General features: G+C 62.9%; 14 protein-coding genes and 2 tRNA genes. 7 read left to right on the forward strand and 9 right to left on the reverse strand.

Annotated features, from left to right (window positions below; translation table 11 throughout):
- Positions 1 to 446 precede the first annotated feature (446 nt).
- The gene (locus KPG71_RS05985) at positions 447 to 794 is read right to left on the reverse strand and encodes a hypothetical protein (RefSeq protein ID WP_216337226.1); all 348 of its coding nucleotides are present in this window, start codon (positions 792 to 794) and stop codon (positions 447 to 449) included.
- A gap of 102 nt (positions 795 to 896) precedes the next feature.
- On the opposite strand from KPG71_RS05985, the gene KPG71_RS05990 reads away from it, so the two are divergent.
- Positions 897 to 1,325, forward strand: a complete 429-nt coding sequence (locus KPG71_RS05990; RefSeq protein ID WP_216337227.1) for a hypothetical protein — start codon at positions 897 to 899, stop codon at positions 1,323 to 1,325.
- 49 nt (positions 1,326 to 1,374) lie between these two features.
- Here the strand turns inward: KPG71_RS05990 and KPG71_RS05995 are convergent, their stop codons facing one another.
- From KPG71_RS05995 to KPG71_RS06005, 3 genes are all read right to left on the reverse strand, one after another.
- Positions 1,375 to 3,786, reverse strand: a complete 2,412-nt coding sequence (locus tag KPG71_RS05995; protein ID WP_216337228.1) for a site-specific integrase — start codon at positions 3,784 to 3,786, stop codon at positions 1,375 to 1,377.
- A 175-nt stretch (positions 3,787 to 3,961) separates the two neighbouring features.
- Positions 3,962 to 4,036, reverse strand: a tRNA-Asn gene (locus tag KPG71_RS06000).
- Between the two features lie 59 nt (positions 4,037 to 4,095).
- Entirely contained in the window at positions 4,096 to 5,028 is a 933-nt protein-coding gene (locus tag KPG71_RS06005) for an MBL fold metallo-hydrolase (protein ID WP_216337229.1), read from the reverse strand.
- Positions 5,029 to 5,068: 40 nt separating this feature from the next.
- Between KPG71_RS06005 and KPG71_RS06010 the strand changes: the two genes are divergently transcribed.
- Complete coding sequence (locus tag KPG71_RS06010) at positions 5,069 to 6,373, forward strand: ATP-binding protein (protein ID WP_216337230.1); 1,305 nt, start codon at positions 5,069 to 5,071, stop codon at positions 6,371 to 6,373.
- A gap of 40 nt (positions 6,374 to 6,413) precedes the next feature.
- Here the strand turns inward: KPG71_RS06010 and KPG71_RS06015 are convergent.
- A tRNA-Ile gene (locus KPG71_RS06015) sits at positions 6,414 to 6,490 on the reverse strand.
- 254 nt (positions 6,491 to 6,744) lie between these two features.
- Between KPG71_RS06015 and purM the strand changes: the two genes are divergently transcribed.
- From purM to rnd, 3 genes are all read left to right on the forward strand, one after another.
- The gene (purM, locus tag KPG71_RS06020; RefSeq protein ID WP_216337231.1) at positions 6,745 to 7,791 is read left to right on the forward strand and encodes a phosphoribosylformylglycinamidine cyclo-ligase; all 1,047 of its coding nucleotides are present in this window, start codon (positions 6,745 to 6,747) and stop codon (positions 7,789 to 7,791) included.
- Complete coding sequence (purN, locus tag KPG71_RS06025; protein WP_216337232.1) at positions 7,788 to 8,381, forward strand: phosphoribosylglycinamide formyltransferase; 594 nt, start codon at positions 7,788 to 7,790, stop codon at positions 8,379 to 8,381. Before purM ends, purN begins: the two co-directional genes overlap by 4 nt.
- A gap of 79 nt (positions 8,382 to 8,460) precedes the next feature.
- Positions 8,461 to 9,618, forward strand: a complete 1,158-nt coding sequence (rnd, locus tag KPG71_RS06030; protein WP_216337233.1) for a ribonuclease D — start codon at positions 8,461 to 8,463, stop codon at positions 9,616 to 9,618.
- Between the two features lie 33 nt (positions 9,619 to 9,651).
- Here rnd and KPG71_RS06035 read toward each other — a convergent pair whose 3' ends face one another.
- On the reverse strand, positions 9,652 to 10,170 hold the full coding sequence (locus tag KPG71_RS06035) for a hypothetical protein (protein ID WP_216337234.1): 519 nt from the start codon (positions 10,168 to 10,170) through the stop codon (positions 9,652 to 9,654).
- A 124-nt stretch (positions 10,171 to 10,294) separates the two neighbouring features.
- Between KPG71_RS06035 and KPG71_RS06040 the strand changes: the two genes are divergently transcribed.
- A complete protein-coding gene (locus KPG71_RS06040; protein WP_073031928.1) occupies positions 10,295 to 10,705 on the forward strand; it encodes a SufE family protein in 411 nt (136 codons plus the stop codon).
- 100 nt (positions 10,706 to 10,805) lie between these two features.
- Here the strand turns inward: KPG71_RS06040 and KPG71_RS06045 are convergent, their stop codons facing one another.
- Together KPG71_RS06045 and KPG71_RS06050 are read right to left on the reverse strand one after the other, a co-directional pair.
- Positions 10,806 to 11,459: a DUF1638 domain-containing protein gene (locus KPG71_RS06045; RefSeq protein WP_216337235.1), complete on the reverse strand. Its 654-nt coding sequence runs from the start codon at positions 11,457 to 11,459 to the stop codon at positions 10,806 to 10,808.
- An 81-nt stretch (positions 11,460 to 11,540) separates the two neighbouring features.
- A complete protein-coding gene (locus KPG71_RS06050; protein WP_216337236.1) occupies positions 11,541 to 12,242 on the reverse strand; it encodes a B12-binding domain-containing protein in 702 nt (233 codons plus the stop codon).
- Between the two features lie 205 nt (positions 12,243 to 12,447).
- Here KPG71_RS06050 and KPG71_RS06055 point away from each other — a divergent pair, with 205 nt between their 5' ends.
- The gene (locus KPG71_RS06055; protein WP_216337237.1) at positions 12,448 to 13,536 is read left to right on the forward strand and encodes a PA0069 family radical SAM protein; all 1,089 of its coding nucleotides are present in this window, start codon (positions 12,448 to 12,450) and stop codon (positions 13,534 to 13,536) included.
- An 18-nt stretch (positions 13,537 to 13,554) separates the two neighbouring features.
- Here KPG71_RS06055 and bmt read toward each other — a convergent pair whose 3' ends face one another.
- A complete protein-coding gene (gene bmt, locus KPG71_RS06060; protein WP_073031922.1) occupies positions 13,555 to 14,568 on the reverse strand; it encodes a betaine--homocysteine S-methyltransferase in 1,014 nt (337 codons plus the stop codon).
- Positions 14,569 to 14,711 lie beyond the last annotated feature (143 nt).

Consider the following 14,711-nt stretch of genomic DNA (forward strand, 5'->3'; position numbering starts at 1 on the left):
CTCAAAAATCCCATGTCGATCACTCCATATCTCCCCGACCGAATCCGTCAGGGCAACGTGTTCACATGGGTCAATTCTCAGTGGAAATTTGGTGAGCTACCGGGTCACTTCTCAGCGGAAATCAACAGTTCGCGCGCTCTTCTTCCCGACCGAATCCGTCAGGGCAACGTGTTCACATGGGTCAATTCTCAGTGGAAATTTGGTGAGCTACCGGGTCACTTCTCAGCGGAAATCAACAGTTCGCGCGCTCTTCTTTGCGAGAGCGCGCGAACCACCCTCGCGGCGCTCGCCCGGACTGCCGGCAGATTTCCAATCCTGTTGCTCTCACGACAGCCGGTGGTCCCCGTATCCCCGCCAACAGATGAATGGAGGCCATGGCGGGCTGACACTGCCACGAAGGGCAGGTCGATAGGAGACACATGATCGATACTCACTCAAACACAAAATCAGCGGACATCGGCAGGAAGGATCTCGTGCCAGGCCTGCGCGCCTTTCTCAAAGAGTACGGGGTTGCGCTCGAGAACGCCGCCGGATTCCTCGGCGGGCCGCAATGGGCGCAGCGTGCGATCCAGTTCTGCGGTGATGTCGCCGACGACGCTTTGCCGCCGCGTGTCTGCCAGCGCGAGGTCTGGGCGTTTCTCGCACTCTTGCGTGCTTGTATTGAACACGACTCGGAGGGTGGCGCGTCCTCCCGATGCCTCCGACTGGATCCTGTGGATCCTCGCGCTCAGGATATCCAGCAGCTTCACGACCGCTTGCAGTCCCTCGCCGAAGCGCTGTCTTGTGGCGACCACGCGGCGTATCAACCCCTGGCGTGATCAATGCCCCTGGCTCCCACCTCGGCGTCAGGTCTGAAGACCGGGCATTCCGCTCGGTCGTCCGAGAAAGGACAGATCATGCATACAGAGGATACAACTCTCGAAGACCTTCTTACGATTGCCGTAAGGCAGGCGCGCCTGCTCTGCGCGACCGCCCGTGGCGTCAATTGTGGCAGGACGACGCGAGAGACCGCAACTGCCGCGCGCATCCTGCAGGGGCTGGAGGCCGGCAACGTTCTGCGCGACGATCTCGACGGAGGATTGCAGGCGCTTCATGCGCATTTGTCAGATGCGATCGCCACAGAAAAGGTCGGATACCGACGGGTATTCGACGGCCACCACGATCCGGAGGGAGGGGATGTAGGCGTTGTCCGCGAAATCCCGGTCTTGAGCGACCGTGGAGCGGCCCTGCTCCCGGTTCTGCGCCGTTGCGAGGCGCTGATCGCCGCGCGCGACGCCGCGCGCGACCGGCTCCGGGCCGAGCAGACCTTGCGCAGGCTGCTCTGAGCGCAGGCCCCGTGCGACGGCGGCTCCAGCCGTCGCACGGGGTCCACAATCAGACGACGCTAAGCCCTTGCGCCATGGCGCGTTTCTGCGTCTCGGAGGGGGCTGACGCGAAGGGGCTGACGATCATCGAGATGTCGACCTCGACATCGCAGATCCGCTCGTAGAGCACCTGGAGGCCGAGACCCTGGTCGTAGCTTCGTGCGCCCTCATCGCGCGCCTCATGACCCATCAGGCGGCAGCGAATCTCGTCCGATTTGTCCCGGTTCATGAGGTCGCCGTGGAAGGTCGTCCGCAAGGCGTGGAAATCGCGGCCGGGCCAGTAGCAATCATTGGTCTGGCGGTAATAGGTGAAGGTCTTCGAGAAATTCTCGGAGAACTTGCCCTTGGTCTTCCCGCGCGTCATGTATGGGAAGAGGCGGCTCTGGTTCTGCCGGCGGCGCATCTCGACAAGCTCGAGGAGGCCAAGCTCGATCAACTGTGGGTGGACAGGAATGCGGCGATTCGACTCCGACGTTTTCACGTGATTGGCATCGGTGCATTTGATGTCGATGAAGTGGATCCCGCCGTCGCTGCCGAAATCATCGGGCGACAATTGTGCAGCCTCCTCTTCGCGCAGCCCCATGAGCCGCGCGAGAAGCGGCAGCCAGAAGAGCGGCTCACCAGGCTCGTCAATTTCGCCCTGGAACACCGGCGAGGTGAACAGGGTGTAGATCCGATCGTCCCAGACGGTCCGGGCGCGTTTTTCTTCGGAAGCCGCCATGCGCTTTTTGTCATCGTTTGAGACCGAGAGTATCTCGAACGGGTTCTTGGCGACGAGTTGCAGATCCATGCACATCGTGCCCACGGAGAGCAGAAACCGGCGATGCTTGACCTGAGTTTCCGAGCGCAGCCGCTTCTGCAGCGCCTCGCTCCGCGCTTTCTCGCGGTCCGCCTCGGTCACGTTCGCACGCGCTTCGAGCGCCTCGAGATTGGCAATTGTATCGGATTCTTCTTCCGAGTCGATGCGTTCGACAAGCTCCTGGTAGCCGTTATCGGCGAGGTATTTCGCCTGGCCCTTGCCGTGCTTGGCGGGGATACGCGGCAGGATTGCCAACGCGTCGCGGAGATCATTCTTTTCTATCTGCTCCACCGGGCCGGTGCCGAGGAACTCCGGCCAGAATTTCCGGGCAAATTTCGGCTTGCTCCCATTGTCGCGTTCCCAGTCCTTTCCGGCTGCTGGATTGGCCACCTGTTCCCTGGTGAAATCAGAGCCGTAACCCGCGCATTTGAGTTCGCAGAAGAGGTCGATCGCCTCCTCCAGCTCGATGCCGCGCGGTTTTTCGAGGGCCTTCCGGCTTTTTTCGCTCAGAACCCGCAGGTCGATGTTCTCGAGGCGCGGCGGGCGCATTTTGACGCGGCGCGCGGTGTCCGCGTCGAGACCGGTCCATCCGCCCGCCTCGTAAACCTGCGCGCTGTCCGGATCGGATGCCGGCGCCGAGATCGAGGCTTTCGGCCTGTCGGTTGCGGCATCGGATCGCGTGGCCGCAGCCGAAGCCGGCGCGAGCGGCATCGCGGGCGCGTCAGCCGCACAATGATGGTGCCCGACGCTGGCGTCGCCGGATGTCGAACCAACGGTGAGGCTTGCTTGCGTGTCTGTAGTGAATTCCATCGTTTTGTCCTTTCCTGATGGGGTGGGGTGTGATGCGGGCGCAGACGGCGCACCGCGTGTGAACTCTGCGAGGGGCGCCGCAACCGGTGCGGCTGCTGCGGGACCCATCGCGCTTCTGACTGGGGCAGGGGCCGCCGGCGCCGCGGCCATCCCGACCGGGGCATGCATGCCCTGCGCGCGCGGGGCGGTGGTGCGGGCCGAGATGAAGATGGGGCTGGGCGTTTCGAACTGTCCCAGTTCCTGGCGTTCGCGTTCCCGGCTTACATCGAGCAGGACCCGCGTGGCCTCGAACGCGAGGACGCGCCAGCTGTCACAGGATTCGTCGAGCGTGACATCGAGTTGCGCGGCCATGGCTCGAAGCGGGTCCCGCGCGATTTCGCAGTCGCCGGTCGCCAGCGCGCGGCGCAGGAGATCCTGCGTGGCCTGCTCGCACGCGGCGGCCTGTCGCGACGCCTGCTCCGACCGCGGGGCCGCGAGGGCCCGCGCGGCGGCGTGGGCCTCGACCTGAAACCGGGCCAGGTTTTCCAAAAGGCGGATCTCGGTGTCGCCCAGATGCTGCATGTCCGTCTCCATCGCCAGGGCGAAGGCGAAATCGCAGAGCGCCGTCAGGCGGCTTGCGAGAGCCTTCGCATCGGCGGGGACATGCGTTCGCAGGGACACACACAGGCAGGATCCCGGACTGGTGTTGCGTGACGGGAAAAACCTCGCGGAATTCCTGGCGGTTGGGTGTAACAGGCGCGCGGGGATGCGGCGCCGGTAGAGAAAGCTTGGCTTGCGGTGCTCGAGATAGGGGACATGTGCGATTCCGGTCATGGGCGGACGGCCTCCGATGCGATTTCAGGGCATCGTGGAGTCGGACGCGAACCGGGTCGTGCACGGATCTGTGCACCGATTTGTGCACCAATTCGTGCACTATCGGGGCAAACGAGGCGGAATCTGCGACTCCGCGTCGGTGATTTCCTTGGAAATCAGTAGCTTAGGGAAGTTTTGGCTCCGGCGGTAGGGATCGAACCTACGACCAATTGATTAACAGTCAACTGCTCTACCGCTGAGCTACGCCGGAACACGGGGGCGATATAGCAACAGGATTCTGTCGCGTCCAGTGCTATTGTGACAAAATTTTCATGAGGCTGCCGGGCTGTCTGCGCGGGTGGTGAAACGGGCCTCGGCGGATAGCGGGTCAAGTGCGGTGGCCATGTTTTTTCCTTGCAGGTCAATAAGATGCGCCAGAACGTTGCGCGTTGCGGCAGGAAGCAAGGCGGCGGGCGTGTCGGTATAGATGGCACGGGCCAGGCTGTGGGCGTCGGCGGGGCCGTTGCGCAACTGCTCCAGAATGGCCGACTCGCGCGCGCGACGGTGAGAGATCAGCCAGTCCAGGCGCGCATGGGGATCTTCGATCGGGGCACCGTGCCCCGAATGGAACAGGTCCGCAGGCAATTCGCGCAAGCGGGCGCAGGAGCGCATGAAATCGGTCAGGTCGCCATCGGGGGGCGAGATGAGCGAACTGGCCCAGCCCATGACCAGATCGCCGGTAAAGATCACGTCGCGAGCGGCGAAACACATGTGATTGCCCAGATGCCCCGGTGTCCAGTGGGCGGTGATCTGCCAGCCCTCGCCCTCGACGATCTGCGCGTCGGCCAATACCCGATCGGGGGCAAAGGCGTGGTCGATACCTTCTCCGCCGTCGCTGAGCCCCGAGGCCACCAGTTGTTCCATGACTGCGCTGCGCCCGGCGGTGGCGGGCCCGTAGGCCAGCACCGGGGCGCCCGTGGCGGTGGCAAGCCGTGCCGCCAGCGGCGAGTGATCCAGATGCGCATGGGTCACGAAGATATGCGTGATGCGCTGGCCAGGGCGGACCGCATCGAGAATCGCCCGAAGATGGGCATCATCGTCGGGGCCGGGGTCGATCACCGCCAACCCGGTTTCGCCCAGCAGGTAGGTATTGGTGCCCCGGAAGGTCATCGGCGAGGGGTTGGGCGCCAGGATGCGGCGGATGCCGCGCCCCATGTCTTCGGGTTGTCCGGGGGGCGGATCGAATCGGGATTCGGATGTCATGGGCCTTCCTTCCGTCGTGACGTGAGGCTAGGTTTAGCGCATGTCGTTCCGGTGGCTCAAATCATATACGCCGCGCAGCCTGTATGGGCGGGCCATCCTGATCCTGCTTTTGCCGGTTGTCAGCCTGTTTCTGGTGGTGGCGGTGGTCTTTACCCAACGCCATTTCGAGGGCGTGACCAGGCAGATGACCCATGCGGTCAGCCGTGAAGTCAATTTGATTCTCGACAGCGGCCTGTCCGCCGAGGAGGTGGCGCGCAGCCCGATGGCCAGAATCCTGCAGATCGGGGTGATGCCGGCTTCGCCGGCCGCGGTGCCCAGGGAAAATCTGCGCCGGTGGTACGATTTCACGGGGATCATCGTGATCCGGGAGTTGAGCAACCTGTTGCCGGAACTGGAGGTCATGGAACTACCGAACGATCATTTCGTGCATCTTTACATGCGCCAGCCCGACGGGCTCTGGCGGCTGACATTCGACCGCAAGAGGGTATCGGCCCCCAACGCGCACCAGATGTTCGTCAATATGGTGTTCTTCGGGGCGTTGATGACGGTGATCGCTTTTTTGTATCTACGCAATCAGTTGCGTCCGATCACGCGGCTGGCGCGCGCCGCCGAGGCCTTTGGCCGGGGGCGGCATGTCTCCTACCGGCCTGCCGGAGCGGTCGAGGTCCGGGCGGCGGGGCATGCGTTTCTGGACATGCGCGCCCGGATCGAGCGCCAGATCGAGCAGCGGACATTGATGCTCTCGGGGGTCAGCCATGACATGCGCACCCCGCTGACACGGCTGAAGCTGAGCCTGTCGATGCTGGAGGACGAGGATCGCGGCCCGATGGAGCAGGACGTGGCCGATATGGAGCGCCTGCTGGACGAATTCCTGGCCTTTGCGCGCGGCGCGCAGGAGGGGCAGGCCGAGCCTGTGGACCCGGCGGATCTGGTGCGCCGGATCGTCGAGGATTGCCAGCGCGCCAATATCGCCGCGGAACTGCGCGAGGTGAAGGGCGAGGGGACGGTGATGTTACGCGAGGGGGCCATTCGGCGCGCGGTGGAGAACCTGATCAACAATGCCGTGCGCTATGGCAGCCGGGCCGAGGTATCGGTTTTGCTGACGAACAAGACCCTGCGCATCCGCGTCGAGGATGACGGCCCCGGCATTCCCCCCGAGCGCCGCGAGGAGGCGACCAAGCCCTTTGCCCGGCTCGAACCCGCCCGCAACCAGAACAAGGGGACCGGCGTGGGGCTGGGCCTGTCGATCGCCCTCGATATCGCGCGGGCGCATGGCGGGACGCTGCGCCTTGGGGAAAGCACCCGTCTGGGCGGCCTGCGCGCCGATATCGTGATTGCGCGGTAAGCCGGGACGCTGAAACGGCACGACGTGATTTTCAGAAATCTGGTAGGCCCGGAGGGACTCGAACCCCCAACCAAAGCGTTATGAGCGCTCTGCTCTAACCAATTGAGCTACAGGCCCGACCTGAGACTGTCTCTAGCAGATGGTGGGGGGCGGTCAAGCGGGTGAGAGCCGTGCGCTTTGTTAACCGCGGTTCCGACCGACCGGCGCACCGATGCGATACCGACGTGATACCGACGCGCTGCCGAAGCCCGGTTTTCCCGCCGGATCAGGATTTTAAGCATGATTCGGGGGAGTCGGCGGCGCTAGGCGCTTTTCTTCGGTCTCCGGTTGGGGTAACTCCGCGCCAGCACGGCGCGGGAAAGGGCGATGGCATGAACAGCGGCAAGAACGGGATCACCTACTCGGATGCGGGGGTGGATATCGACGCGGGCAACGCTCTGGTCGAGCGGATCAAGCCAGCGGCCAAACGGACGACGCGTTCGGGGGTGATGTCGGGGCTTGGCGGGTTCGGGGCCTTGTTCGATCTCAAGGCCGCCGGATACAGCGATCCGATCCTCGTGGGCGCAACCGATGGCGTCGGCACCAAGCTGCGCATCGCGATCGACACCGGAAACGTCGACGGCGTGGGCATCGACCTTGTGGCGATGTGCGTCAACGATCTGGTATGCCAAGGCGCTGAGCCTTTGTTTTTCCTCGATTATTTCGCGACCGGCAAGCTCGAGACGGACACCGCCGCGCGTATCGTCGAAGGGATCGCCGAGGGGTGCGTTCGGGCCGGCTGTGCCCTGATCGGCGGCGAAACCGCCGAGATGCCGGGCATGTATCCCGAAGGCGATTTCGATCTGGCGGGCTTTGCCGTGGGCGCGATGGAACGCGGCACGGACTTGCCCGCAGATGTGACCGAGGGCGACGTTCTGCTGGGGCTGGCCAGTGACGGGGTGCATTCCAACGGATACAGCCTTGTGCGCAAGCTCGTCGAGATGTCGGGCCTCGATTGGCAGGCCGATTGCCCCTGGGCCGAAGGGACGCTTGGCGCCGCCCTGCTGACGCCCACGCGGCTCTATGTGCGCCAGTCGCTGGCGGCGGTTCGCGCCGGGGGCGTTCATGCGCTGGCCCATATCACCGGCGGCGGGCTGACCGAGAACCTACCGCGCGTCCTGCCCGAGGGCATGGGGGCCGAGGTCAACCTGGGGGCCTGGGAATTGCCACCTGTTTTCAAGTGGTTGCGCGAACAGGGTGGCATGGCCGAGGGTGAGTTGCTCAAGACGTTCAACTGCGGAATCGGCATGATCCTGTCGGTCGCTGCGGATCGCGCCGACGACCTGCAAGCCTTGCTTGAGGCCGAGGGCGAAACCGTCAGCCGCCTTGGCCATGTGGTGGCCGGGCAAGGGGTCAGCTATACGGGGTCGCTTGCGTGAGCAAACGCGTTGCCATCCTGATTTCCGGCAGCGGGTCCAACATGGTTTCGCTGCTGGACAGCATGACGGGCGATCACCCGGCACGGCCGGTTCTGGTGCTGTCGAACAATCCGCAGGCCGGCGGGCTTGAAAAGGCGCGCGCGCGCGGTGTCGCCACGGCGGTTGTCGATCACCGCCCGTTCAAGGGCGATCGCCCCGCGTTCGAGGCCGCCTTGCAGGCCGAACTGGAACGCCACGCGCCCGATATCATCTGTCTGGCAGGGTTCATGCGGGTTCTGACGGCGGGTTTCGTGCAGCATTGGCAGGGCCGTATGCTGAACATCCATCCGTCGCTTTTGCCGAAATACAAGGGGTTGAACACCCATGCCCGCGCCATCGAGGCGGGCGATGCCGAGGCCGGGTGCACCGTCCACGAAGTGACGGCGGAACTGGATGACGGTCCGATCCTCGGTCAGGCGCGGGTTCCGGTGTTGCCGGAGGACACGCCCGACCTTCTGGCCAAGCGCGTTCTGGTGCAGGAGCACCGGCTTTATCCCGCAGTCCTGCGGCGCTATGCCGGGGCTGACCGGCGGCCTGTCATGCTGCCCTGAACGGGCAAGCTGTTTGCATCAATGGCCTGTTTCCCCCATAGGGAATGGATCGCCGGAACAAGACTGAAGAAACTCTTTCATGAAAACCATCACGACCACCCAAGACCTTGACGCCTTTTGCTCTCGCGCCCGCAATTTCGATTATGTCACCGTGGACACCGAATTTCTGCGTGAGCGCACCTATTTTTCCAAGCTTTGCCTGATCCAGTTGGCCATACCTGGCGACGGGCCCGAGGATGCGGTTCTGGTCGATCCGCTGGAAAACGGTCTGGAGCTTGATCCGCTATACGATCTTTTCCGGGATACCTCTGTGGTCAAGGTACTGCATGCGGCGCGTCAGGACCTGGAGATTTTCTTTGTCGATGCGGGAGTCATTCCCGATCCGATGTTCGACACGCAGGTGGCGGCGATGGTCTGCGGCTTCGGCGAGCAGGTGGGTTACGAAACGCTGGTGCGCAAGATCGCCCGGCAGCCTCTGGACAAGACCTCGCGGTTTACCGACTGGTCCCGCCGTCCGCTGACCGAGGCGCAGAAAACCTATGCGCTGGCCGATGTGACGCATCTGCGGGATATCTACGAGTTCCTGTCGGCGAAACTGAAGGAAACGGGCCGCGAGCAGTGGGTCGCCGAGGAAGTCAGGACACTAACCGCGCCCGAAACCTATATCGTCAAACCCGAAGAGGCGTGGAAACGGGTCAAGACACGCAACGCGTCGGGACGGTTTCTTGCGGTCGTGCGGGAACTGGCGAAGTTTCGTGAAAGCTATGCGCAGGGGCGCGATATCCCGCGCAACAGGGTGTTCAAGGACGATGCGCTGGTCGAACTGGCCTCGACCAAACCGGCCACGCACAACGATCTCGGACGGTCGAGGCTTTTGCTGCGCGAGGCGCGCAAGGGGGATATCGCCGAAGGTATCCTCAAGGCCGTGCAGGACGGTCTGGACTGCCCTGCCGAGGACATGCCGAAAGTCGATAAATCCCGCTCGAAGACGCAGGTGAACCCCGCGTTGGCCGATCTGTTGCGCGTGCTTCTGAAAGCCAAGAGCGAATCTTTCGGTGTGGCCCCTAAACTGATCGCCTCGGCGGCCGATCTGGATTCGATCGCCTCCGGTGAGCGGGATTTGCCTGCGCTGGCGGGATGGCGGCGCGATGTTTTCGGTGGCGATGCCCTGCGCCTGTGCGATGGAAAGATCGCCCTGACGGCAAAGGGCAACGATATTCGCACCATCGACCTGTAACCGGCGCGCCCGCCATAGCGGGCGCGCATGCGATCAGCGGCGTGTCGAGTGCGCGTTGCGCGCCGCCAGAACGCGGATGGTTTGGATGCCGGCCAGATCCTGATTGGTTACGAAATACCCGGCTGTCGCCCGGCGCACCCGTTCAGCGCCCTGTGGCATGTTCACGGGCTGAACGGCCTTCATTTCAAGGGTCAGAACGCCATCCACAGGCTCGCCGTCCGTTTCCGATACGAGGCGCACGTCGAATGCGCCCTGTCGCACGGTCTGCCCTGTGGCCTTGATGATCGCGCCGGCCGAGGTGCGCTCGACGCTCATGGCGACGATCTGATCGACGGGCGTGCCGAGATAGACCTCTTCCTTCCGGCTACGGCGGAAGATGCTGGTCTCTTCGGGGATCAGCGGATTGGTCTGGGCCGGGGTTTGGGTTTGCGTGCGGGCTTCGGCGCGGCTTTTGCCGAACCAGTTCCCCGGATTCATTCGCGAGTCGCGCCAGCCGCCGCATCCCGCAAGAGTCATCGAAAGGATCACAAGAACCGCAACTGATTTCCGCATTTGGACCGCCCCTTTTCCTTTCTTCCCGGTTACCTTATCCGAACCGAGTTGAAAAGGTGCAAGCTGGGGCTGGACCTTCGGGATGCGCCCGCCTAGGTCATGGGCACAGCAGCAGGAGCAGATCATGGCAACTGAAGCCTTCGAGGATATCGTCGCGGATTTCGAGTTTCTGGACGAGTGGGAAGACCGCTATCGCTATGTCATCGACAAGGGACGCGCGATGGAGCCTCTGGACGATGCCCTGAAGGTGCCCGCGACCAAGGTGGATGGCTGCGCCAGTCAGGTGTGGCTGCATCCGCGGATCGAAGACGGACGGTTCGGCTTCGACGGCGACAGCGACGCCATGATCGTGCGCGGCCTGATCGCGGTGCTGCGCGCGCTGTATAACGATCTGCCGGTGGCACAGGTGGGGCAGGTCGATGCACAGGCGGAACTGGCCCGGCTGGGTCTGAATGATCACCTTTCGGCGCAGCGCTCGAACGGTGTGCGGGCGATGATCGAACGGATTCGCCTGGTCGCCTCCGAGGCGGCCTGAACGCGCGGGCCCTGAAGTGTGCGGCGTTGCCGCGCAGTATGGTTGAATGAGGGGCGCTGCCCCTCAAACTCCCCGGGATGTTTTGGGCAAGAAGAAGGGATCAGGCTCTGTCTGACTGGGCTTTCAGCGCGCCTTCCAGATCGCCATAGCCAGTGAAACGGTATTCGAACGCAAGGCCGAGACGCTCGGCGCAGTCTTGAGCCTTGGCTTTCAGGGCCGGGTCTTCGACCTGCGCCTGGTAGACCAGCTTGGTGTAATTGCCGAACAGCATGTCCCGCAATTCGGGGTGACGGTCCAGACCCATGGGTTTCCAGACGAAAGCGTCGAATTGTTTGACCAGAAAGTCGGTGAGGTAAAACGCGGTCGTTTCGTCATCGCCATGGGCGGCAAAGGCCGCATTGCCTTCGAAAAAGGAGTAGCAATGCGGGCCTTCAACCATTTCGACGCCCAGATCGGCGCATTTGGCCTGAAGTTGCCCGCCGGTTCCGCAATCGGCGTAGACCACGAATATCCGCTGATAGCGATCCCGGTTGCGTTCCACTGCCTGCTCGACCGCAGTAACGATCCGGTCAGGGTAGAGATGCAGATTGGCGGGCAGGCATTGCAGGTCCATGTGATCCCAGCCATTGGCCTTGATCAGGGCGAGGATTTCCCGCGCGAGCGCCCCGCAGGCAATCAGGAGAACGCGTTTCTGCCCGCTGCGCAGATCGAGACCGGATTCGGTGAGCGTGGTGTCACTGGGCAGGGTGGTCATCGTTTTCTTCCCGGGGTGGTCCCTTAAACGGCAAACGGCCCGCGATGCGGGCCGCTGCAAATCTGTCCCTGACGAAACGGATCAGGTTGCAACGCCCTGGTTGTGCTTGCGCTGGACGTAGTCCTTGGCCATTTCCACGGCAACGGCGGCATCGCGGCAATAGGCGTCGGCACCGATGGCCTTGCCGAACTCCTCGTTGAGCGGCGCGCCACCGACAAACACGATATAGTCGTCACGCAGGCCCTGTTCCACCATCGTGTCGATCACGACTTTCATATAGGGCATGGTCGTTGTCAGCAGGGCGGACATGCCAAGGATGTCGGGTTTGTGTTCTTCGAGGGCTTCGAGGTAATTCTCGACCGGGTTGTTGATTCCCAGATCGACGACTTCGAAACCGGCGCCCTCCATCATCATCGACACCAAGTTCTTGCCGATGTCGTGGATATCGCCCTTGACCGTGCCGATCACCATGGAGCCCATGCGCGGTGCGCCGGTTTCGGCCAGAAGCGGCTTGAGGATGGCCATGCCGCCCTTCATGGCGTTGGCCGCCAGAAGCACTTCGGGGACGAACAGGATGCCGTCGCGGAAATCCTTGCCCACGATGGTCATGCCGCCGACAAGGGCTTCGGTCAGGATCTTGTAGGGGGCCCATCCGCGTTCCAGCAGGATGTTGACGCCTTCTTCGATCTCTTCCTTCAGGCCGTCGTAAAGATCGTCCCACATTTGTTCGACGAGTTCTTCGTCGCTTAGGTCGGACAGGATGATGTCTTCTTCGTCGGACATTGCAGAGGTTCCCGAGCAAGGGCGCGTGTGCGCGATTTCTTTCATTCAGCTTTCGTCAATTTGTCGCATCGCCACTTTGCGAATTGCGACACTGACCGATCTTGTACCGACTTATAGCAACGATTTCGGTCGTTTGATGCTGAAAACATTGCATGAACTATATGGGGTTCTTGCAAGTGTTCCGTATTTGTACCAATCTTGAACCATGTGCGCGGATCAGACAATCGACAAAGGCGTGAAACTACGTGCGCGGGGCGCGTGCAGCAACGCGGCGGGAAGGTACGAACGTCATCGGCGCATGTATGAGTCCGATGGCTGGGACGATGAGAGGCCGGAGGAGCGTACGGCGGCGACGGTGGTGAGCGAGGAGCGACCGCGCCGGATGATCACCTATAATCGCTCACCCGATCTTCCTTTTGACAGGTCGATCAACCCGTATCGGGGATGCGAACACGGTTGTATTTATTGTTTTGCACGGCCCAGCCATGCCTGGCTGGGATTGTCGGCTGGGCTGGATTTCGAAACCCGGCTGATTGCGCGGCCGGATGCGCCTGCGATACTAGAGCGGGAACTGCGAAAGCCCGGCTATCGTGTCGCCCCGATCGCGATCGGAACCAACACCGACCCGTATCAGCCGATCGAACAGCGGCATGAAATCATGCGCGGCTGTTTACAGGTATTGCGCGCGTTTCGCCATCCCGTCGCCATCGTCACCAAAGGCACCCTGATCGAGCGGGATATCGACATCCTGTCGGATATGGCGGTCCATGGCTTGGTGCGAGTCGGTATTTCGGTGACGACACTGGATGCCGGGGTGTCGCGGAGAATGGAGCCGCGCGCGCCCGCGCCGCTCAGGCGGCTGGAGACGATCCGGCGTGTTGCGGGGGCGGGGGTGCCGGTACGGGTGATGGCCTCTCCTGTCGTTCCGGGGCTGACCGATCATGAACTCGAGACAATACTGACAGCCGGACAGGAGGCGGGTGCGCAGGCCGCAAGCTGGATCATGTTGAGACTGCCGCTCGAGGTTGCGCCGCTGTTTCGCGAATGGTTGGAGGCCCATTATCCGGCTCGTGCCGCGCGGGTGATGGGCCTCGTGCGACAGATGCAGGGCGGGCGCGACTACGATCCGCAATGGGGGCGCAGGATGCGGGGGCAGGGGCCTTATGCCCAGATGATCGCGCATCGCTTCGCCTTGGCTGCGCGCCGGTTAGGGCTGGATGCGAGGCAACCTGCGCTGCGTTGCGATCTGTTCGATCCCCCGGTGCGACCGGGGGATCAGTTGTCGCTGTTCTGAAGGCCGCCGGATGTCTTGTCAGCCGCGGCGGCGGCGTGTGCGGCGTTTGGGGGCGTCATCCTCGTCGCCGGTGCCGTCCGCTGCGGACGAGAACGGGCCGAGCGCCTCGGCAATCTGTTCCAGCGTCGGGCGTTCACCGCGTGGGCGGGTCGTCAATGCCGCGTGCATTTTCTCGAGGTGTTCGGGCGTGGTTCCGCAGCAACCGCCGATGATCGTGGCGCCGCAATCGCGGGCCAGAACGGCGTAATCCGCCATCAGGTCGGGGGTGCCGTCGTAATGGATATGCCCATCGACGTATTTGGGAATGCCGGCATTGCCCTTGGCGATGATCGGACGTTCCGCACCCTGCGCGGCAAACCCGAGAACGGTGCGCAGCAGATCAGAGGCCCCGACGCCGCAATTCGCGCCGAAGGCCAGCGGCGGATTGGCCAGACCATCGACCATGTTTACCATATCGGCCGAGGTCATACCCATCATGGTGCGCCCGGCGGTATCGAAACTCATGGTGCCGCACCATGGCATGCCTGCCAGTTCGAACGCCTCGGCGGCGGCCTTGTATTCTTCGGGGGCGGAAATGGTTTCAAGCCACAGCACATCTGCACCGCCTTCTTTCAGCCCGTCGGCTTGCTCGTGAAAGATTTCCACCGCCAGTTCATGGGTCAGCGCCCCCATCGGGGCCATGATCTCGCCCGTCGGGCCGACGGACCCGGCGACGACAATCGGGCGGTCCCGGCTGTCCGCCACGTCACGACCGATTTCGGCAGAGATGCGTGACAACTCGCGGGCGCGCTTTTCGGCGCCATGCAGTTTCAGGCGTGCGGCATTGCCGCCGAACGAATTGGTCAGAAAGATGTCGCTGCCGGCATCCACGGCCATCGAATAGAGTTTCGTGATCCGTTCCGGGTGCATGTCGTTCCAGAGTTCGGGCGCATCGCCCGATTCCAGGCCCATGTTGAACAGGTTGGTGCCCGTTGCGCCATCGGCCAGAAGCCAGTCACGGGTTTGCAGCAGTTTGGACAGGGCGTTGGTCATGGGAACTCCTTGGTCAGTCACGGGCCGATGTGGCATGTATAGCAGATGGGCGCAAATTCATATTGCTCAACTGTTTCGTGAAATTCATTCGCATTCACCGGCCGATTGGCAAAACCGCACAAGAAAAAGGCGCGCCCTGAGCG

This window comes from Roseovarius sp. PS-C2, assembly GCF_018862045.1.
Lineage (GTDB): Bacteria > Pseudomonadota > Alphaproteobacteria > Rhodobacterales > Rhodobacteraceae > Roseovarius.

Coding starts and splice junctions, on each gene's coding strand:
- rnd (WP_216337233.1), top strand. CDS start 8,461: ATGAAAACCATCACGACCACCCAAGACCTTGACGCCTTTTGCTCTCGC.
- KPG71_RS06005 (WP_216337229.1), bottom strand. CDS start 5,028: ATGACATCCGAATCCCGATTCGATCCGCCCCCCGGACAACCCGAAGAC.
- KPG71_RS06010 (WP_216337230.1), top strand. CDS start 5,069: ATGTCGTTCCGGTGGCTCAAATCATATACGCCGCGCAGCCTGTATGGG.
- purM (WP_216337231.1), top strand. CDS start 6,745: ATGAACAGCGGCAAGAACGGGATCACCTACTCGGATGCGGGGGTGGAT.
- KPG71_RS06035 (WP_216337234.1), bottom strand. CDS start 10,170: ATGCGGAAATCAGTTGCGGTTCTTGTGATCCTTTCGATGACTCTTGCG.
- KPG71_RS06055 (WP_216337237.1), top strand. CDS start 12,448: ATGTGCGCGGATCAGACAATCGACAAAGGCGTGAAACTACGTGCGCGG.
- KPG71_RS06050 (WP_216337236.1), bottom strand. CDS start 12,242: ATGTCCGACGAAGAAGACATCATCCTGTCCGACCTAAGCGACGAAGAA.
- KPG71_RS05990 (WP_216337227.1), top strand. CDS start 897: ATGCATACAGAGGATACAACTCTCGAAGACCTTCTTACGATTGCCGTA.
- KPG71_RS05995 (WP_216337228.1), bottom strand. CDS start 3,786: ATGACCGGAATCGCACATGTCCCCTATCTCGAGCACCGCAAGCCAAGC.
- KPG71_RS06040 (WP_073031928.1), top strand. CDS start 10,295: ATGGCAACTGAAGCCTTCGAGGATATCGTCGCGGATTTCGAGTTTCTG.
- KPG71_RS06045 (WP_216337235.1), bottom strand. CDS start 11,459: ATGACCACCCTGCCCAGTGACACCACGCTCACCGAATCCGGTCTCGAT.
- bmt (WP_073031922.1), bottom strand. CDS start 14,568: ATGACCAACGCCCTGTCCAAACTGCTGCAAACCCGTGACTGGCTTCTG.